This is a genomic window from Chelativorans composti (assembly GCF_039541695.1).
GTDB classification, from domain to species: Bacteria; Pseudomonadota; Alphaproteobacteria; order Rhizobiales; family Rhizobiaceae; genus Chelativorans; species Chelativorans composti.
Window position 1 is genome coordinate 187,043 of record NZ_BAABGS010000021.1, and the last position, 17,924, is coordinate 204,966.

General features: G+C 63.7%; 15 protein-coding genes. 4 read left to right on the forward strand and 11 right to left on the reverse strand.

The window, feature by feature from the left end; all coding sequences use genetic code 11:
- Positions 1-26: 26 nt before the first annotated feature.
- On the reverse strand, positions 27-1,853 hold the full coding sequence (locus tag ABD906_RS09335) for an aminopeptidase P family protein (RefSeq protein WP_345099192.1): 1,827 nt from the start codon (positions 1,851-1,853) through the stop codon (positions 27-29).
- Between the two features lie 325 nt (positions 1,854-2,178).
- Here ABD906_RS09335 and ABD906_RS09340 point away from each other — a divergent pair, with 325 nt between their 5' ends.
- A complete protein-coding gene (locus ABD906_RS09340) occupies positions 2,179-2,310 on the forward strand; it encodes a hypothetical protein (RefSeq protein ID WP_345099193.1) in 132 nt (43 codons plus the stop codon).
- Positions 2,311-2,433: 123 nt separating this feature from the next.
- On the opposite strand, the gene ABD906_RS09345 is transcribed toward ABD906_RS09340, so the two are convergent.
- The 3 genes from ABD906_RS09345 to ABD906_RS09355 form a co-directional block, all read right to left on the reverse strand.
- Positions 2,434-3,312, reverse strand: coding sequence for a 50S ribosomal protein L11 methyltransferase (locus ABD906_RS09345; RefSeq protein ID WP_165278540.1), 879 nt, complete (start codon positions 3,310-3,312; stop codon positions 2,434-2,436).
- A 20-nt stretch (positions 3,313-3,332) separates the two neighbouring features.
- Positions 3,333-3,875 carry an SCO family protein gene (locus ABD906_RS09350; RefSeq protein ID WP_378188592.1) on the reverse strand — a complete coding sequence of 181 codons (543 nt, stop codon included), beginning with the start codon at positions 3,873-3,875 and terminating at the stop codon, positions 3,333-3,335.
- Between the two features lie 168 nt (positions 3,876-4,043).
- Positions 4,044-4,202, reverse strand: a complete 159-nt coding sequence (locus tag ABD906_RS09355; protein ID WP_165278539.1) for a hypothetical protein — start codon at positions 4,200-4,202, stop codon at positions 4,044-4,046.
- Between the two features lie 105 nt (positions 4,203-4,307).
- On the opposite strand from ABD906_RS09355, the gene ABD906_RS09360 reads away from it, so the two are divergent.
- Both ABD906_RS09360 and ABD906_RS09365 read left to right on the forward strand, forming a co-directional pair.
- A complete protein-coding gene (locus ABD906_RS09360) occupies positions 4,308-4,946 on the forward strand; it encodes a DapH/DapD/GlmU-related protein (protein WP_345099194.1) in 639 nt (212 codons plus the stop codon).
- 574 nt (positions 4,947-5,520) lie between these two features.
- Positions 5,521-6,009 carry a hypothetical protein gene (locus ABD906_RS09365; protein ID WP_165278538.1) on the forward strand — a complete coding sequence of 163 codons (489 nt, stop codon included), beginning with the start codon at positions 5,521-5,523 and terminating at the stop codon, positions 6,007-6,009.
- Between the two features lie 158 nt (positions 6,010-6,167).
- Here the strand turns inward: ABD906_RS09365 and ABD906_RS09370 are convergent, their stop codons facing one another.
- Positions 6,168-8,672: an ATP-dependent helicase gene (locus ABD906_RS09370; RefSeq protein WP_345099195.1), complete on the reverse strand. Its 2,505-nt coding sequence runs from the start codon at positions 8,670-8,672 to the stop codon at positions 6,168-6,170.
- Between the two features lie 258 nt (positions 8,673-8,930).
- Positions 8,931-9,446 (reverse strand): hypothetical protein, encoded by a 516-nt coding sequence (locus tag ABD906_RS09375; RefSeq protein ID WP_345099196.1) that lies wholly within the window; start codon positions 9,444-9,446, stop codon positions 8,931-8,933.
- Between the two features lie 77 nt (positions 9,447-9,523).
- On the opposite strand from ABD906_RS09375, the gene ABD906_RS09380 reads away from it, so the two are divergent.
- Positions 9,524-13,357, forward strand: a complete 3,834-nt coding sequence (locus ABD906_RS09380) for an AsmA family protein (RefSeq protein WP_165278536.1) — start codon at positions 9,524-9,526, stop codon at positions 13,355-13,357.
- Between the two features lie 36 nt (positions 13,358-13,393).
- Here the strand turns inward: ABD906_RS09380 and ABD906_RS09385 are convergent, their stop codons facing one another.
- The 5 genes from ABD906_RS09385 to ABD906_RS09405 form a co-directional block, all read right to left on the reverse strand.
- Positions 13,394-13,633: a ribbon-helix-helix domain-containing protein gene (locus ABD906_RS09385; RefSeq protein ID WP_165278535.1), complete on the reverse strand. Its 240-nt coding sequence runs from the start codon at positions 13,631-13,633 to the stop codon at positions 13,394-13,396.
- Positions 13,630-13,830 carry a DUF4169 family protein gene (locus tag ABD906_RS09390; protein WP_345099197.1) on the reverse strand — a complete coding sequence of 67 codons (201 nt, stop codon included), beginning with the start codon at positions 13,828-13,830 and terminating at the stop codon, positions 13,630-13,632. Before ABD906_RS09390 ends, ABD906_RS09385 begins: the two co-directional genes overlap by 4 nt.
- Before the next feature lie 3 nt (positions 13,831-13,833).
- A complete protein-coding gene (locus ABD906_RS09395; RefSeq protein ID WP_345099198.1) occupies positions 13,834-14,379 on the reverse strand; it encodes an SspB family protein in 546 nt (181 codons plus the stop codon).
- A gap of 239 nt (positions 14,380-14,618) precedes the next feature.
- Positions 14,619-16,889: an NADP-dependent malic enzyme gene (locus ABD906_RS09400; RefSeq protein ID WP_378188558.1), complete on the reverse strand. Its 2,271-nt coding sequence runs from the start codon at positions 16,887-16,889 to the stop codon at positions 14,619-14,621.
- 77 nt (positions 16,890-16,966) lie between these two features.
- The gene (locus ABD906_RS09405) at positions 16,967-17,809 is read right to left on the reverse strand and encodes a fumarylacetoacetate hydrolase family protein (RefSeq protein WP_165278531.1); all 843 of its coding nucleotides are present in this window, start codon (positions 17,807-17,809) and stop codon (positions 16,967-16,969) included.
- Positions 17,810-17,924: the final 115 nt, after the last annotated feature.

Consider the following 17,924-nt stretch of genomic DNA (forward strand, 5'->3'; position numbering starts at 1 on the left):
GCCATGAAGGAGCGGAAGAACGGCCGTCAGATGACGGCCGTCGCCTGTTCAAGCCACTTCGCCGTTTCCTCGTCCACCAGGGGCGAGATTTCCTGGTAGACCCGGCGGTGGTAGGCGTTGAGCCACGCGCGCTCCTCCTCGGTGAGCAGCGACGGCTCGATCAGCCGGCGGTCGATCGGCGCCAGCGTCAGCGTCTCGAACGAGTGCATCGGCAGGTCGCCGCCCTCGATCGGCTCGGCGGGCGACACCACAATCAGGTTCTCGATTCGGATGCCGTAGTGCCCCGGCTTGTAGTAGCCTGGCTCGTTGGAGAGGATCATCCCTGGCATGAGCTTGGTGGCGCCGGTCTTGGCGATGCGCTGCGGACCCTCGTGGACCGAAAGATACGAACCCACGCCGTGTCCGGTTCCGTGGTTGTAGTCGAGGCCGTTACGCCACAGCGACTGCCGCGCAAAGGCGTCGATGTCCATGCCGCGCGTGCCTTCGGGGAAGCGCAGCAGCGAGATGGCGATCATGCCCTTGAGCACCAGCGTGAAGCGCTTGCGCATTTCGTCCGTGGGCTGGCCGATGGCAACCGTGCGGGTGACGTCGGTCGTTCCGTCGAAGTACTGCGCGCCCGAGTCGACCAGCAGCAGCTCGTTGACATTCACCGTGCGGTTGCTCTTCTCGTTGACGCGATAGTGCGGCAGCGCCGCGTTGGGGCCTGCGCCGCAGATCGTGCCGAAGGAAATCTCCTGCAGCGGCATCTGCATGGCTTCGCCGACCTTCGCCCGCGTGGACTCAAGTTGCTCCACGACGCTGATCTCGGTGAGCGTTCCCGGCTCCTGCCGGTCGAGCCATGCAAGGAACGTGGCGAGCGCGGCGCCGTCGCGCAGATGCGCGGCGCGTGTGCCGGCAAGTTCCGTTTCGTTCTTTATTGCGCGGGGCAGCGCCGCCGGATCGGCGAAAGCCACGACCGTGCCGCCGTTGTCCTCGATCACCTGCCGCAGACGGTCGGCGGCGAGGTTCTCGTCGAGACCGAACCTGGCGCCGGTGCGGGCGAGCTTTGCGAGTTCATCCAGCAGTGCCGCCGGGGCGTGTAGGTCCGCTAGATTGACGAGATGGGTCTTCGCCTCGGCATCGAGCTTGCGCTCGTCGAGGAAGACCTTTGGCTTGCCTTCGGCCGAGAGGAACACGAAGCCAAGCGCGAGCGGCGTGTGCGGCACGTCACTGCCGCGGATGTTGAACGTCCAGGCGAGCGAGGCTGGATCGGTCAGCACCGTGTGGTCGAGCCCTTCGGCGGCAAGCTTTCCGGAAAGCATATCGAGCTTCTGCTCCGCCGCCACGCCGGCATATTTCAGCGGGTGGACGATGACGCGGCCGGTGGGTTCGTCGGGCCGGTCTTCCCAAGCGGCATCGACCAGGTTGCGGGCAAGCGGCACCGCCGTGGCCCCGATCTTCTCGAGCGACTTTTCGAGCGCCCGCACCTCCGCCACCGTGTGCAGCCACGGATCGAAGCCGAGCCGGTCACCCTTCTTCAGATTGGTCTTCACCCACTCCCGCGGGGGATTGTCCACCAGGCTTTCGATGGTGAAGAGGGCGGGATCGGTCTGCTCATGCGCCTGTACCGTGTAGCGTCCGTCGACGAACAGCACCGCCCGGTCGGCGAGGATTACCGCCGCCCCGGCCGAACCGGTGAAGCCCGTCGCCCACGCCAGTCGCTCGCTGCAGGGCGCCACGTACTCGCCCTGATGCTGGTCAGCGCGCGGGATGAGCAGCGCGTCAAGCCCTTCCTCGGCCATGAGCTCGCGGATGCGGGCAATGCGCGGGGCAGCCTGGGCGGGATTGGAAATGGTCTTGAAGGACTGGAACATGTTTTACTCCGCAGGACGATGGAGCGCCGGCGCCCGATTGGCCGTCTGAGCCGCTCCTTCGAAGCCCTGTCTCTCGTCTGGATTGGAAATCATGTTGTGGACCGATGATCTCGCGCAACTCTAGTCCATTCACGCTCTGATGCAAATGACGCGGACGCGAACGTCACAGAGTCCTTTGCGGTTGCGTGGAGCTGCTTTGCTGCGTTGCAATAATCAATTGTGCAATGCAAAAATGCGACTCACCCATGCAGGAATTGCCATGGTTTGCGCGGGGTTCAGCACCTATCTTGAATTTGAGAAATGGTTCCAGAAGGGGATGAGTGACATGGCCAAGGGTTTCTTCCGTAGCGTAATGGACGCCATGATTGCGGCTCGCCAGCAGCAGGCTGCCCGCTACGTCAATCAGGTGCGTCGCATGCTCGAGGACGACGCAGACCGTCTTGCCAAGCGCAAGTAAGAATTTCCGGCCGGGCTTGACCCGGCCGTTCTGTTTCCGATCAGAGATTCCTGACGCGGCTGAAGTGTCCCGCATCAAGTCGAAAAGGGATCGCTCCGGGATTTCAGTTGGCGCTGAAGAACCCTAGCGCTTCATGTGGAGGGTTACCCATCCTTCGCGATGCAGGGTGGTCATGTGACGGAATCCCTGGCCGATATAGGCGGCAACCACCGCGTTGCGTTGCTTTTCCAGAATTCCCGACAGGATGATCGAACCGCCTGGCTTGATGTGCCGCGCCATGTCCGGCGCGAGCTTCATCAGCGGCCGCGCCAGGATATTGGCGACGATCAGCCCGAACGGTTTCCGCTTCGCGAAGATCGGGTTGTGGAAGCCCGCCGCCGTCACCGTCTCCACCCACTTCGATACATCGTTGATGGCGACATTGTCGCGCGCGACGCGCACCGCGACCGGATCGATGTCAGTTGCGAGCACCGGAATGCGCCGGAGCTTTGCGATGGCGATCGCCAGCACCGCGCTGCCCGTACCGAGATCGAGCGCGTTGCGCGGCCGTTCCCGCATCAGTACGCGCGTGATCATCTCCAGGCAGCCCGCCGTGGTGCCGTGGTGACCCGTGCCGAAGGCGAGGCTGGCGTCGATCAGGATCGGGATCTCGCCCGCGCGCGGCTTCGACTGTTCGTGCGAGCCATGCACGAAGAAGCGTCCGGCCCGCACCGCGTGCAGTCCCTGCAGCGAATGTGTGACCCAGTCGATGTCCGGAACCTCGACCTCCTCAAGCTCAACCTTGAACGGCAGCTCGGCGAGCAGTCCGTCCACCCGGGCACGGATCGCGCTCGGATCGTCATCCTCGGTCACATAGATCGACACTTCGTGCAGATCGGCATCCTCGTCCACTTCCCAGATGGAGATGGGTACGCCGTCGTCCTCCAGGTTGCGTTCGAGGTGCTGGAAGGCCCGGTTTGCCTCGGGGCCGTGCGCTTGGAATAGGAGTCGTGTCTGCGGCATGGGTTTCGGGTCCGGTTGAATCAGCCCTCCCTTATCAGCCTCCGCAGTTTCTCCAAAGCGATATCAGGATTTTCCTGGTAGGCAATCGTGCCGAAGAAGTCGCCCTTGCTGTCCAGCAGCATGATGGATGCCGTGTGATCCATTGTGTAATCGCCGCCCTCCAGCTCCACCTTCTTCGCGTAGATGCGGAAATCCTTGGCCATTTCCATCACCTTGTCCGGCTCGCCGGTGATGCCGGTGATGCGGGTGGTGAAATTGCTGAGGTAGGCCTTCATCACCTCCGGCGTATCCCGCTCGGGGTCGATGGAAACGAAGAAGGCCTTGAGCTTGTCGCCGTCCGGGCCGAGCTCGTCCAGCCAGCCGGCCAGCTCGTAGAGCGTGGTGGGGCACACCTCCGGGCAATGGGTGAAACCGAAGAACAGGACGGATGGATGTCCGCGCAGCGCCTGTTCGGTGATCGTGTTGCCGTCATGGTCGACCAGCTCGAACGGCGCACCGAAGGCGATGATCTGCCTGTCGTGCGTCTGGGCCCACCAGAAGTAGGTCGCCACGCCCGCAGCCATGATGAGAACCGCCGTGATGCAGAGCAGGACATATCGCATGATCATTTCACCCGAGGAGAAGGAATGTTGCAGCCGTCGTGCAGGGATGCCCGGCTGGGTCACGGCCCATGCACATGGGTTTGTTCAGGCTCAGGCGTGCATTGGTTTTCATGGAAAGCTGACCGGCTCCTAGAGGCACCAGGAAAGGCTGCTTTCGGCCAGTGCCAGGAACAGGGCGGCCCCGTTTGCCATCCAAAGGCCCGTCCCGAGCAAACCCGCGGCGAAAAGCAGCGTGGCCGCCAGTGCGAGCTTGAAGATCGTCGAATATGTGATAGGGGCAGCGCTCATGCCCTCAAGATAGCCCCTTGGGGCTATGAAGCAAAGATGCAAAGCGTCACATTGCGTTGAGGTGCCTTCCCGCGGGAAGGGGACAGCCGGACGGATGGAGAGACAGTGAGGGACGACGACGTGCAGGACCTGCGGTTTACCGACCCGCAGCCGAAGATCCACACCACGGCGGAACTGCGCGGTTGCCGCATCGGGCGCTACTGCTCGGTGGGGGAGCGCGTCAGCCTGACGGAGGTGGTGCTCGGTGATTTCAGCTACATCCAGCGTCACTCCGAGGGCATCTGCGCGACCATTGGCAAGTTCTGTTCCATCGCGTCCAATGTCCGCATCAACGCGCTCGAGCACCCGATGGAGCGCGTGACCACGCACAAGATCAGTTACCGGCCGAACGAGTATTTCCGTTACCAGAAGCTGGATTCCGGCTTTCGTGAACGGCGGCGGGCAAAGCCCGTCACCGTCGGCAACGATGTCTGGATCGGCCACGGGGCTGTGATCATGCCCGGCGTGACCGTGGGCGACGGAGCGGTGATCGGAGCCAATGCCGTGGTCACTAGGGAAGTGCCGCCGTATACCGTCGTCGGCGGTGTTCCCGCCCGGACGATCCGGCGGAGGTTCCCCGAGGATATCGCAGGCAGGCTTCAGGCGCTGGCCTGGTGGGATTGGCCCCTCGAGAAGCTGTTTGAGGCCGTGCCCGACATGCAATCCATGTCGGCGGAGAAGTTTCTTGAGAAGTGGGCAGGGTGAGACGGCGCGTTGGTTCGATGCTGTACCCTTCCGCCGGCGCACCAGCGGAAGGGAACTGGAGGTCACCGCCGAAGCGATTCGTGTCCGATACCAGGGCCACGTACCCACAGTTAAAGCGCCACATCGTTAAAACTTTGTTTCCGATGGTTGCGGATGTGTACGGATAGCGCCTCCCGACCCTGTTCCTGTACGGCCTGATTTGCGGCAAAGTTAAACAGTTAATTTAATTCGTGAATTTCCACCGCGAGGTGCATTCTGATCGCCAAGACCTGGCGAAGTTCTGTCACCCGGCAAACACATTGTTTCGCGCGGAGAGAGGATGTTTCAAAAATAATGATTAATTTCGGAACAGAATCTGCTTACATGAAATTATATACTTGTGCTATTAGTAGCGTATCAAACACAAATGCGTGGCCGTAGACGTCAAGTCACATTTCACGACTGCATTTTGACGTACTCGCTTTCGGTGATCGTTTCATCCTCCGATAGTGAGTATTGACCTGCATATGGTTATGAAGCCAAATGTGCAGGATTACGGCCTTTCAGGCGTGTATCTAGGTTGGGGCGCACAGACATGAACAAGAGCTTTGCTGAGCTTAAGCAGCAGCTGAATGAGCTTTCGGAGACGATAAACAAATTCGAATCCGAGGCCGTGCAGCTGCGCATTGTGGAACTGCTTTTCAATCAATCCGGCCTGAGGGGTCTGGCCGAAGAGCATGCAACCTTTGAAGGGGCGCCGAAGCGTGAGGCCAAGTCGCAGCAGGTTGCTGCTGCTCCCGCAGGCGCTTTGGGTGGTCGTTCGCAGTCCAGGGCATCCGGCCGCCGGTCTTCCGACACGACCGCTCCCAGCGCCAGTGGTGCTGTGGCGGCGCTTGCCCGCCTGGTTGAAAGCGACTTCTTCAAGGAGAAGCGCACGATCGGCGACGTTGTCAGGAAATGCGAGGAGGACTTTGGCGTCCGCTACAAGTCCAACGCGTTCTCCGGCCCCCTGTCGCGCTATGCGGCGAGCGGCGTTTTGAAGCGCGAGAAGAACGAGGAAGGCAAGTTTGCCTACTACAAGTAGGCCCTTGTTCCGAACGCTTTTTCTGCCTTTTCTCAGGTCTGAGCCGCGCCGCAACAGCGCGGCTCTTTCAATTTAAGGCGGAAAGGGGAGGGCCAGGCATTTCCGCAACATCCGGGGCTCGTGCTTTCACAAGGCCCCTGCCGGCTCTTCCCGAAACCTTACGCAGGCTGCACGAAGCCGTCGAGCACCCGTTTCTGGCCGGCCTTGTCGAAGTCGATCGTGAGCTTGTTGCCATCGACGGCAGCGACGTTTCCGTTGCCGAACTTCAGGTGGAACACGCGGTCACCGACCTTGAAGCGGGAAGGCTCGGTCGCCACGGACTTGGCGACCAGTTCGCCCTCGATGACCTTGCCCTTGAATGAGCCCCGTCCGGCACCGTATCCGGAGTCGGGTTCACCGTAACCGATACGCTCGACCTGATGTCCGGAGCGGTTGCCCCAGTTGCGCTGGGTTGCCTCGTTACGGTTCCTCTGTGCCCGTTGCCATCCGGGAGTGCTGTAGGAGTTCGAGAACACCGGCGTGTCGTCGAACCGCGACGCCCCGTAAGGATTGGGCCTGCCGGGGTAACCGGAGCCGTAACCGCCGTAGGAACTTCCCGACTCCACGACTTCCACATGCTCTTCGGGCAGCTCGTCGATGAAGCGCGACGGGATGGTGGACTGCCACAGGCCATGAATGCGGCGGTTCGAGGTAAACCAGATGTGCAGGTTCTTCTTGGCGCGCGTCACGCCCACATAGGCGAGCCGGCGTTCTTCCTCGAGGCCGGCGCGGCCGCCCTCGTCGAGCGCCCGCTGGTGCGGGAACAGGCCTTCCTCCCAGCCGGGCAGGAACACCGTGTCGAACTCGAGACCCTTGGCCGAGTGCAGCGTCATCAGGCTGACCGCATCCTGGTCATCATTCTGCTCGGCGTCCATCACCAGCGAGACATGCTCCAGGAAGGCCCGCATGCTCTCATAGCCCTCCATGTTGGAGATGAGCTCCTTGAGGTTTTCGAGCCTGCCGGGCGCCTCGGGCGAACGGTCGTTCTTCCACATGTCCACATAGCCGGACTCCTCGAGGATAAGCTCGGCCAGTTCGGTATGCGGCGTGCGGTCTAGCATGCCCTGCCACCGTTCGATGGATTCCACCAGCGCCCGCAGCGCGGCCCGCGGCTTGGGCTTCATCTCCTCGGTGCCGATGAGATCGCGCGCTGCCTGCAGCAGCGACGTGTTGCGCGCCCGCGCCGTGTCGTGCATCAGGCGCAGCGCAGCTTCGCCCAGGCCGCGCTTCGGCACGTTGATGATCCGCTCGAGCGCGAGATCGTCCGATCCTTGCGAGACGATGCGGAAATAGGCGAGGGCGTCGCGGATCTCCTGCCGCTCGTAGAAGCGCGGGCCGCCGATCACCCGATAGTTTAGGCCGAGCGTGATGAACCGCTCTTCAAAGGCACGCATCTGGAAGGACGCGCGCACCAGGATCGCCATGTCGTTGAGGGCGTGGCCCTTGCTCTGCAGCGCTTCGATCTCCTCGCCGATGGCGCGCGCCTCCTCGTCGGAATCCCAGGCGGCATGCACCTTCACTCGCGCGTCGTCGGGGTCGCCGCGGTCGGTGAACAGCGTCTTGCCGAGACGGCCCTCATTGTGGGCGATGAGATGGGAGGCGGCGCCCAGGATATGCGCCGTCGAGCGGTAGTTGCGTTCCAGCCTGATTACCTTGGCGCCCGGAAAATCCTTCTCGAAGCGCAGGATGTTGTCCACCTCGGCGCCACGCCAGCCGTAGATCGACTGGTCGTCGTCGCCCACGCAGCAGATGTTGACCGCGGGACGGCTGCCGTCGGGCAGCGCTGGCCGCTGCGCGAGAAGCCGTAGCCACATGTACTGCGCGGTGTTGGTGTCCTGGTACTCGTCCACCAGGATGTAGCGGAACTTGCTATGATACTCCCGGAGCACGTCCGCATGTTCGCGGAAGATGCGGATCGGCAGCATCAGCAGGTCGCCGAAGTCCACCGCGTTGAGCGTCTTCAGCCGGTCCTGGTAGGCTTGGTAGAGCTGGCGGCCCTTGCCGTTGCCGAAGGAACGGGCATCGCCTTCGGGGATCTCGGCGGGCGAAAGCCCCTTGTTCTTCCATGCGTCGATCATGCCGGCGAGCTGCCGCGCCGGCCACCGCTTGTCATCGAGCCCTTCCGCCTGGATGAGCTGCTTCAGGAGCCGGATCTGGTCGTCCGTGTCGAGAATCGTGAAGTTGGAATTGAGGCCGACCAGCTCCGCGTGTCGCCGGAGCATCTTCACGCCGATCGAGTGGAACGTGCCGAGCCACGGCATGCCCTCGATGGCCTCGCCCACAAGAATACCGATGCGCGCCTTCATCTCGCGCGCCGCCTTGTTGGTGAAGGTCACGGCCAGGATCTGCGACGGATAGGCGAGGCCGCTGGCCAGGATGTGCGCGATGCGCGTCGTCAGCACGCGTGTCTTGCCCGTTCCCGCGCCGGCAAGCACCAGGACGGGGCCCTCCGTCGTCTCGACGGCCAGCCGCTGCTCGGGGTTAAGCCCCTCCAGATAGCGCGGAGCGCCACGCGCGGCCTGGGCCCGCGCGGCTATGCCTCCGGGTCGGGGGGCAGGTGCTGGCGCTGGTACGAAGTCGTCATCGTCGCCGAAGAACGGCAGATCGTCCGGGTAACCTGTCATCTAAATCCGCATCTAGGTTCGACCGTGAAGGCGAAACGTTTTCCTTTTGTACCGGTTTGCTGTGGCGGGGCCAAGGCTTGATGAAATAATCCACGGCGCCTTTTCCATGCGCCCGGAGCGGCATACGCGCCGGAATGCTCCCTGACAAGGTAGGTGCTGGATGCTGCCGTTCAATGATGCGGATGGCTTGCGTGCCGGCGGCGGGACACGTGCCGCGCTGACCTGGCAGGCGATGCCCGGCCCGGAGCGCGAGAAAGCCTAACGCTGTTCGCGATTGGCATCCTGGCGCAATTCGCGCGCCCGTCTCAGGATGGCGCGCGCGAAGATGATTTCCATGGGAATGGCACTGCGGCTGCTCTCGATGGCCTTGAGTTCGTCGTCCAGCCGCTGGAAGGCCCGCGCCAGCTTGAAATTGCTGATGCGGTGGTCCTCGGCTAGACTTCTGGACATCTTGTTGACGTCGATCTTCAACCTTGCCTCCGGTCGGCTCGTGAGGGCCATGCGTGGGCTGATCCGGGTTTCCGGCCCAGAATGTGTTTCAGACCCGCGCATTGAAACGACCGGGTGGGCCTCCGCAAAGAGCTTTATGGTTAAAGGACCGATAATGTAGCGGTAATTTGTGCCGGCAAGTCGTGACGAACGTGGCGATTTGTGGTGTCCGGTATCTGTTGTTGCGGCCGCGCCGGAGGAAACGGATGGGGGATAATCCTGCGGCAGGCGCCGTGCGTCGGCCGCAATGATGGTATGAAAGGATGGCACCTGCAGGGGGCGCATGTTCCATCTCGTTGCGGATGAGGATACGCGGTAACCTCTGCGGCTGATCTGCGTGCCGGGAGGAAGCATCGTAGGAGTTGAAACTGGCTAGGCTGTTCGTCTTCATCGGTGGTTTGCTGGTGCTGCTTCTGACAGCGGCGCTGGTGGCCCCTTATTTCATCGACTGGACCAACTACCGGTCGGATTTTGAACGCCAGGCGGGCATCATCCTTGGCCGCGAGGTGCGGGTTGAGGGCGCGGCCCGCGCCAGGCTTCTGCCATTTCCCTCCGTGACCTTCACCGATGTCGTCGTGGCGGGCGCATCGCCTGACGAGCCGTCGATGACGGTTGAGGAGTTCTCCATGGATGCCGAGCTAGCCCCGTTCCTGCGGGGCGAGCTGCTGATCTTCGACATGCGGCTGGTGCGCCCGCAGGTACACATCTTCGTGGACGGGGACGGGCGCGTCGACTGGACGATGAGACCGTCGACGCCCTTCGAACTGCGGCAGATCAGTCTCGAGCGGGTGGCGATCACGGACGGCACTGTGACCATCCACCGGGCGGGAGGGCTGCGCAGCATCGTCGTAAACGACATCAACAGCGAGGTCTCGGCACGCAGTCTGGCGGGCCCCTGGCGGATGCAGGGCAGCCTCAGCGTCGATGGGATCCCGATGTCGGTTTCCGGTTCGACCGGCACGATGGCTCAAGACGGCATCCGCGTCCGTCTGGCACTGCAGCCGCAGAGCCTGCCGTTCACGGTCGATCTGGACGGCCACGTGCAAGGCGAGGGAGGCGTCCTCACCTATGCGGGCAGCTTCGACCTGAGAACGCCCGCCGCGGGGCAGGGGGACACCCAGCCATCCACGGTCCCGAGCAACAGGGTCACGGGACGCTTCCATCTGGATCATCAGCGGCTGATGGTGGAGGAGTTCCGGCTGATTGCCGGATCGCCCGAGGATCCCTACACGACCGAGGGCCGCGCCGAGATCTCCTTCGGAGCCGATCCCTCCTTTTCCATCGTGGCGGATGGCGCGCAGCTTCGCTGGGACGGAGCGGCGGACGAGCATGGCGGCTCCGGCATGAGCGCCGCCGAGCGCATCGAAGCGGTGGTCCGTTTTGTCTCCGGCCTGCCGCGGCCCACCATTCCGGGCATCGTCTCCGTCAACATTCCTGCCATCGTTGCGGGTGATACGACCATTCGCGACGTCCGCATCGAGGCCCGGCCGGTTGCAGAAGGCTGGAACCTGGGTTCGGTGGCGGCCACCTTGCCAGGCCGCACCCGCCTGGAAGGCAGCGGTGTGCTGGCGCTGGGCGATCAGGCGGCCTTCTCCGGCCACTTTCTGCTCGCGATCGCTCAGCCCTCCGGCTTTGCCGCCTGGGTCGCGCGCGACATAGACGATGCGATCCGCCGTCTCCCGGCGGCTGGTTTCAGTGCTGATGTTCACCTGAGCGGTACTCGACAGGTCTTTGAAAACCTTGAGCTTGTGCTCGGCGACGCGACGTTCGCGGGCAGGGTCGAGCGGCAGAGCCCTGCCGATCGCCGCGCCTCCGTCCTCGTGTCCCTCGAAGGAGGACGTCTGGACCTTGACGGTCTACGGGCCTTCGCCTCGCTGTTCGTCGATGACCAGGGTGAGAACCGCCTGAGCAACCACGACGTGGACGTTGAGCTTGCCGCGGGTCCCGTTGTCTGGCGAGGCGTGGAGACGGAACGTTTCGAGACCAAGGTGAGGCTGCGCGACCAGGCGCTGGAAATCGACCGCTTCTCAGCCATGGGACTCGCCGACGCCAACATCAGCGCGACAGGGCGCCTGGAGAACCTCGCTGCCGATCCTGCAGGCAGCATTGACGCGACGATTGTTGCCGTGGATCTTGCACCGCTTGTCGAGACGTTGGCCGCTGTCCTTCCGGATGTCCAGCCGCTGCGGGCTCTTGCCCGCAATGCGTCCGCCTATCCCGGTCTGCTGGAGGACGCGAAGGTTGATGTTCTGGCAAGCCGGGCCGTGAACGGCTCTACCGAATTCACGCTGCGCGGCATGGCCGGTGGAACCGATTTTTCGATCACCGGCAGCGCCGCGAGCCTCATCACCGCCCCAGACACGCCGGTTGAACTGCGGCTCACCGCCCGTAACGACGATGCCGCGGTGCTTTATGCGCTGGCGGGCCTGCCGGCGCTGCCGCTGGGTCTCGCGGGCGAGGCTTCGATTGAAGCAAGCGTGTCGGGGCCCTTGGGCGATGGCGCTGCCGCGGAACTCGCCATCAAGGGAACGGGACTGTCCGCCACCTTCGACGGAACGCTGACGCGGTCGGAGAGTGGTTTCAACTCGCGTGGCCAGTTTGCGATCAAGACGGAGGATCTGGAACCCTGGCTGTCCGTGGCTGGTATTCTGCTTCCCGGTTTCGGGTACGGCCTTCCCGTGGACGTGAGCGCTTCGATCGACGTGGGCGACAAGCTCGCGGTCATCAGCGATCTCGCCGGCACTGTCGCCGATGCGGACATATATGGCGATCTCAACGCGGAGATGCGCAACGGAATCCCGCACATAATCGGCTCTGTTCACTTGAGCAGGTTCGATCTGGGTCTTCCGGTGGAAATGGTCACCGGCAGCGCCGCGCTGCAGCCGGCGGAGGAGGGCCGCTGGCCAGAAGCCTCCCTGCAGCGGGAGATATCCACGCCATTCAGCGCGGACGTCGAGCTGGCGGCGGAAGAGCTGTGGTTCGGTGGCTGGGCATCAGCACGCGCGGCGAGCATGCAGCTTCGGCTCGATCGTGAGAAGCTGTCCGTCGCCAGTCTTTCCGCCGAGATGCTGGGGGGCGTCGTGAAGGGCAGTGCGGAGCTTCGCAACGACGCCGGCACGGGACTGCTGTCCAGCCAGTTTTCTCTTGCCGACGTATCGCTGGAGAAGCTTCTGCCAGAAAGCGGTCTTGCGGGCTCGGCGGACCTGAGCGCGAGCCTCACCGCTTCCGGCAAGTCAGTCAACGCTCTGGTGGCGGCTCTGTCCGGTTCCGGTTCCGCGGATGTTCGCAACCTGGCAGTTTCCGGCCTCAACCCGTCAGCCTTCCCGGATCTCCTGGCTCGGGCAGATGAGCTTGGCGCGCAGGTCGATGCCGGGCAGGTGGCGGCCTTCGCCCCCGACATCGTGCGAAACGGCGTATTCCGGACTGGGTCGGTGGCCATTGCCTTTACCGTTGCCAACGGCGTGGCGCGCTTCCCCCAGCTTCACTTGGAAGGCGAGGGCGCCCGTGTAAGCGTCGACGGTGCCGCCGATCTGAGGCAGCGGACCGTGGCCGCCTCGGGCAGCATCACGTATCATCCCGGTCTGGAGGGGGTTTCTGGGGCCGAGCCGGCAGTCCGCTTCAGCGTCGAAGGACCCCTCGGGGAGGTTCAGGTGTCGCTCGACACCGAGCCGCTGGCGCAGTTCCTGACCCAGCGCGCGTTGGAGCGCGAGCAGGAGCGCGTGGAGCACATGCAGGCGGTTCTTCTCGAGACCCAGCGCCTGCGCCGCGAGGTCCGCTACTATGAGCAGCAGGCGGCCAACCGCGCTGCCGAGGAGGCCGAACGCATCCGGGCGGAGCGCGAGGCCGAGCGCAGCCGCAAGGCGGCGGAGGAAGCACGCCGGCAGCGTGAGGAGGCTGAACGCCGCGCCGCCGAGGAACGCCGCCGCCAGGAGATGGAACGCCGTCTTCAGGAGGACCGGCAGCGCCGCGAGGACGCGCGTCAGCCGCAACCCCAATCGCAGCAGCCGCAACCGCAGCGCCCGCAGCCTCAGCCTCCACAGCAGCAGCAACAGCGTCCCGCTTCGTCTGGCGCGCGGCCGTCGGGGACGCCGATGCAGCAGCTTCCAGGTGTCAACGTGAATCCGGCTACCGGCCAGCGCAGTCTTACATCGGAAGAGAACGAGCGACGGCTCCGCGATCTATTTAACCGCCGATGACGCGTGGCCTGAACGGGGCGGAATGGCTGCCGCCGTTCAAGTCGAATCGCTTGTCCGCGCTGCCGCTGCTTTCAGATCCTCCAGCACGAAAAGCCGGAGGGCGGAGGAGAGATTGCTGTCGCGCGGGCGCGCTTCGTCAATCTCGGCGATCAGCGCCGCGACGGCAAGCCCCCGCTCGCGCGCGATCCGTTCGATTTCCTGGACGAAGGCGTCCTCCAGCGAGAAGCTGGTGCGGTGACCGTGGATGGTGACGGAGCGTTTGCGCGGGGCGCTCATGCTTCCGGTCCGTCCTCCTCGTCGCGGGAGAGGCGGTGGGCTTCCAGCCTCTTCTGTTCCAGATCGCTCAACCTCCGCTCGCGTTCCTTCTCGGACTTCGGCCGGCCGAACCGGACGCGGTTTTCCTCCGCGATCCGTTCCTTTTCGGCCCGCGCCTTGGCCTTGCGCCGCAGCCGGAGGTTGACGATCTCGCCCATGGCCTACTTCTTGCGGAACGCGTCTAGGGAGACGACCTCCGCGCCTTTGCCGGCAGCAGGCGCGTCACCCTCGGGCTTGGCCGGCTCTTCCCTTTTCCTGGCGGGCTTCTCCGCCTTCGCAGGCTTGGCGGGCTTGTCGGCCTCGGGCTCGCGCGGGAACTCCTGCACCTGGGCCTCGTTGGCGCTTGCCGGCCTCACGTCGTCGAATTCCATCTCGAAATTCGCGTGCGGGTCATAGAAGCCGCGAATGGCGGTGTAGGGGATTTCGAGCTTCTCCAGCACGTCGGAGAAGGAGAGCACCACCTCGAAACCCTTCTCGTGGGCCTTGAGATCCCAGTACTGATGCTGGATGACAATCGTCATCTGTTCCGGGTAGCGCTCGCGCAGCGCGCTCGAGATGCGCACGCCCGGCGCGTTCGTCACGAAGGTGATGAAGAAATGATGGTCGCCGGGCAGACCGGCCTGGGCTGTCTCCTGCAACACCTTGCGAATGACGCCGCGCGCGGCTTCCTGCACAAGAATGTCATAACGGATGCGATCGTCAGCCATGGGATACGCAGTCTCTTTGGTTGTCTTTCCGGTTAGCTCTAAAGAAGCTTGCCGTGCACGTAAACCAGTTAATTGAGCAGAAGCACAACCGGCAACACAAGTTTGTGCAGGTTGCACTGACGCCTCGCGCGGCTGGGAATGCCGCAACTGCCTCGGACACGCGCACAATCTACCGGTTAGGTAGCCGTAACCCTTTCCCCGTTTCGGGACCGGCTGAGCGCCGGTCCCCTTGCCTGAGGTCAGGCCGATCCGTTCTTCTGGTTCCAGGCTTCCACGGCGGCAAAGGCGGTCATGTTGACCACGCCGCGCGAGGTGACCGAGGGCGTCAGGATATGCGCCGGGCGCGCCACGCCGAGCAGGATCGGGCCGACATGCAGGGCGTCGGTCAGCGCCTTGACCGTGGTGAGTGTGATGTTGGCCGCGTCGAGACCCGGGAAGACCAGCAGGTTCGCCTCGCCCTTCAGGAGGCCGTGCGGATAGATGCGCTGGCGCAGGACTTCGGACAGGGCCGCATCGCCGGTCATCTCGCCATCGACCAGCAGGTCCGGCGCGACCTGGTGCAGCGTGTTGACCGCCCTGCGCATCTTGAGCGCGCTTTCGCTGTCGCGCGAGCCGAAGCTGGAGTGCGACAGCAGTGCCGCCTTCGGCTCGATGCCGAAGCGGCGGATTTCCTTGACGGCGAGCAGCGTCGACTCGACGATTTCCTCGGCGCTCGGATTATGGTTCACGAACGTGTCGGCGAAGAACGTCACGCCCCGCTGCATGATCAGCATGGAAAGCGCCGAGAGTTCCTTCACGCCTTCGGCGCGGCCGATGATCATGTCCACATAGCGCAGGTGGCGCTCGAACCGGCCCTCGAGGCCGCACAGCATGGCGTCCGCCTCGTCGCGCATCACCGCGAGTGCCGCGATGACCGTGTTGTTGGTGCGCACCAGCAGCCTGGCGGCCTCCGTGTTGACGCCGCGCCGACCGGCCAGCCGGATGAGCAGGTCCACATAGTCGCGGTAACGCGGATCGTCCTCCGGATTGATGACGTCGAAGTCCTTGCCCGGGCGGATCCTGAGGCCGTAGCGCTTTAGGCGCATTTCAATGACGTGTGGACGGCCGATCAGCACCGGATGGGCGATGCCTTCCTCCAGCGCAACCTGGGCGGCGCGCAGTACGCGCTCATCCTCGCCGTCGGCATAGATGACGCGCTGGCGCGGCGCCTGTTTCGCCGCCGAGAACACCGGCTTCATGACAAGGCCCGACCGGAAGACGAAGCGGTTCAGCCGGTCGAGATAGGCGTCCATGTCCTCGATCGGCCGCGTGGCAACGCCGGTCTCCATCGCGGCCTTTGCCACGGCCGGGGCGATGCGCAGGATCAGGCGCGGATCGAAGGGCGATGGGATCAGGAAGTTCGGCCCGAACACCGGCGTCTCGCCCGAATAGGCCCGCGCCGCCACGTCCGATGGTTCCTCCTGCGCGAGCTGCGCGATTGCGCGCACGGCGGCGAGCTTCATTTCCTCGTTGATCGCCGTGGCGCCGACATCGAGCGCGCCGCGGAAGATGTAGGGGAAGCAGATGACGTTGTTGACCTGGTTCGGATAGTCGGAGCGGCCTGTGCAGATCATGGCGTCAGGCCGTGCCTCCCTCGCCAGCTCGGGCATGATCTCCGGCGTCGGGTTGGCGAGCGCCATGACGAGCGGCTTCTCGGCCATCTGGGAGAGCAGCTCCGGCTTGAGCACGCCGCCTGCCGAAAGGCCAAGGAATACGTCAGCCCCGCCGATCACGTCGGCGAGCGTCCGCGCTTCGGTGTCCTTGACGTAGGGCTCCTTCCACCGGTCCATTTCCTCGACGCGGCCCTTGTAGACCACGCCGTGGCGGTCGGTGACCCAGATATTTTCCGTCTTTGCGCCGAGCGACACCAGCAGGTTGAGGCAGGCGAGCGCCGCGGCACCCGCGCCCGAGGTCACGATCTTGGCCTTGGCTATGTCCTTGCCCGCAAGCTGCAGGCCGTTCAGCACCGCTGCGGCCACGATGATCGCCGTGCCGTGCTGGTCGTCGTGGAAGACCGGAATGGACATCCGCTCCTTGAGCCGTTCCTCGACCTCGAAGCACTCCGGCGCCTTGATGTCCTCCAGGTTGATGCCGCCGAAGGTAGGCTCCAGCGCGGAGATGGTCTCGACCATGCGGTCGATGTCGGGTGCGTCGATCTCGATGTCGAACACGTCGATGCCGGCAAACTTCTTGAACAGGACGGCCTTGCCTTCCATCACCGGCTTCGAGGCGAGGGGACCGATGTTGCCGAGCCCCAGCACGGCCGTGCCATTCGAGATGACCGCGACGAGATTGGCGCGCGAGGTGTATTCTGCGGCGAGCGCCGGGTTCTCGTGAATGGCGATGCACGGTGCGGCCACGCCGGGCGAATAGGCGAGCGCCAGGTCGCGCTGGTTGCCGAGCGGCTTCGTGGGCTGGATTTCGAGCTTTCCGGGAACGGGATAGCGGTGAAAGAACAGCGCTGCTTCCATGAGTTCTGAATTATCCGCGGCCGGGCGCTTGTCTTCCGCCATCTCGTTCCCTTTCCTTCCCAAGAATCGCTTATTAATTAACGCGTTATAACCTTTTGTTTCTGTTCACCCAATCCGGCAATTCCAAGGCGAATCTCATCGCCGGGCTTGAGGAATACTTGCGGATTTCTTCCCATGCCGACGCCGGGCGGCGTTCCGGTGGTGATGATGTCTCCGGGCTCAAGCACCATGAACTGCGACAGATAGGAGATGAGATGGGCGACGGAGAAGATCATGGTTTTCGTGTTGCCCGTCTGCATGCGCTCGCCATTGACGTCCAGGAACATGTCGAGGTCCTGCACGTCCCTGATCTCGTCCGGGGTTACGATCCACGGTCCGAGCGGGCCGAAGGTGGGGGCGCTCTTGCCCTTGATCCACTGTCCGCTGCGCTTCATCTGCCAGTCGCGCTCCGACACGTCGTTGCAGACGGTGTAGCCGAACACCTTGGACAGCGCCTTGTCTTCCGGAACGCAATCGCAGCGTTCGCCGATGACAACCGCCAGCTCCACCTCCCAGTCGGTCTTCTCGGACCCTTTCGGCAGCATCACATCGTCATTCGGACCCGAAAGGCAGCTCGGCGCTTTGGAGAAGACGATGGGCTCGGAAGGGATCGGCGAGCCCGTTTCGGCCGCGTGATCGGCATAGTTCAGGCCGATCGCGATGAAATGGCCGGTCCGCGCTACCGGCGCGCCGATGCGAACGCCCTCCGGCACCACCGGCAGCGCGGAGAGATCCGTGTCGCGCAGCAGCTTGAGCAGCGTGGGCGAAATGGTTTCCGGCGTGTAGTCGCGGATGACGGACGAGACATCGCGGATGGTGCCATCGTCATGCAGAACCGCAGGCTTCTCTGAACCGACGCTGCCGAACCTTAACAGTTTCAAGGTTTTCCCCCTTTCTTCTAAGGATATGATTCAAGGTGTCCGGACGATGGCGCGATTGGGCACATCCTTCCTGATGATGAAGCAGATGCCGGCAGACCAGCGCATTGACCGATCT

Excerpts from the sequence above, each read along its gene's own strand:
- ABD906_RS09335 (WP_345099192.1), bottom strand. The coding sequence starts at position 1,853 with ATGTTCCAGTCCTTCAAGACCATTTCCAATCCCGCCCAGGCTGCCCCG.
- ABD906_RS09340 (WP_345099193.1), top strand. The coding sequence starts at position 2,179 with ATGGCCAAGGGTTTCTTCCGTAGCGTAATGGACGCCATGATTGCGGCT.
- ABD906_RS09345 (WP_165278540.1), bottom strand. The coding sequence starts at position 3,312 with ATGCCGCAGACACGACTCCTATTCCAAGCGCACGGCCCCGAGGCAAAC.
- ABD906_RS09350 (WP_378188592.1), bottom strand. The coding sequence starts at position 3,875 with ATGGCTGCGGGCGTGGCGACCTACTTCTGGTGGGCCCAGACGCACGAC.
- ABD906_RS09355 (WP_165278539.1), bottom strand. The coding sequence starts at position 4,202 with ATGAGCGCTGCCCCTATCACATATTCGACGATCTTCAAGCTCGCACTG.
- ABD906_RS09365 (WP_165278538.1), top strand. The coding sequence starts at position 5,521 with ATGAACAAGAGCTTTGCTGAGCTTAAGCAGCAGCTGAATGAGCTTTCG.
- ABD906_RS09370 (WP_345099195.1), bottom strand. The coding sequence starts at position 8,672 with ATGACAGGTTACCCGGACGATCTGCCGTTCTTCGGCGACGATGACGAC.
- ABD906_RS09375 (WP_345099196.1), bottom strand. The coding sequence starts at position 9,446 with ATGCGCCCCCTGCAGGTGCCATCCTTTCATACCATCATTGCGGCCGAC.
- ABD906_RS09385 (WP_165278535.1), bottom strand. The coding sequence starts at position 13,633 with ATGAGCGCCCCGCGCAAACGCTCCGTCACCATCCACGGTCACCGCACC.
- ABD906_RS09390 (WP_345099197.1), bottom strand. The coding sequence starts at position 13,830 with ATGGGCGAGATCGTCAACCTCCGGCTGCGGCGCAAGGCCAAGGCGCGG.
- ABD906_RS09395 (WP_345099198.1), bottom strand. The coding sequence starts at position 14,379 with ATGGCTGACGATCGCATCCGTTATGACATTCTTGTGCAGGAAGCCGCG.
- ABD906_RS09400 (WP_378188558.1), bottom strand. The coding sequence starts at position 16,889 with ATGGAAGCAGCGCTGTTCTTTCACCGCTATCCCGTTCCCGGAAAGCTC.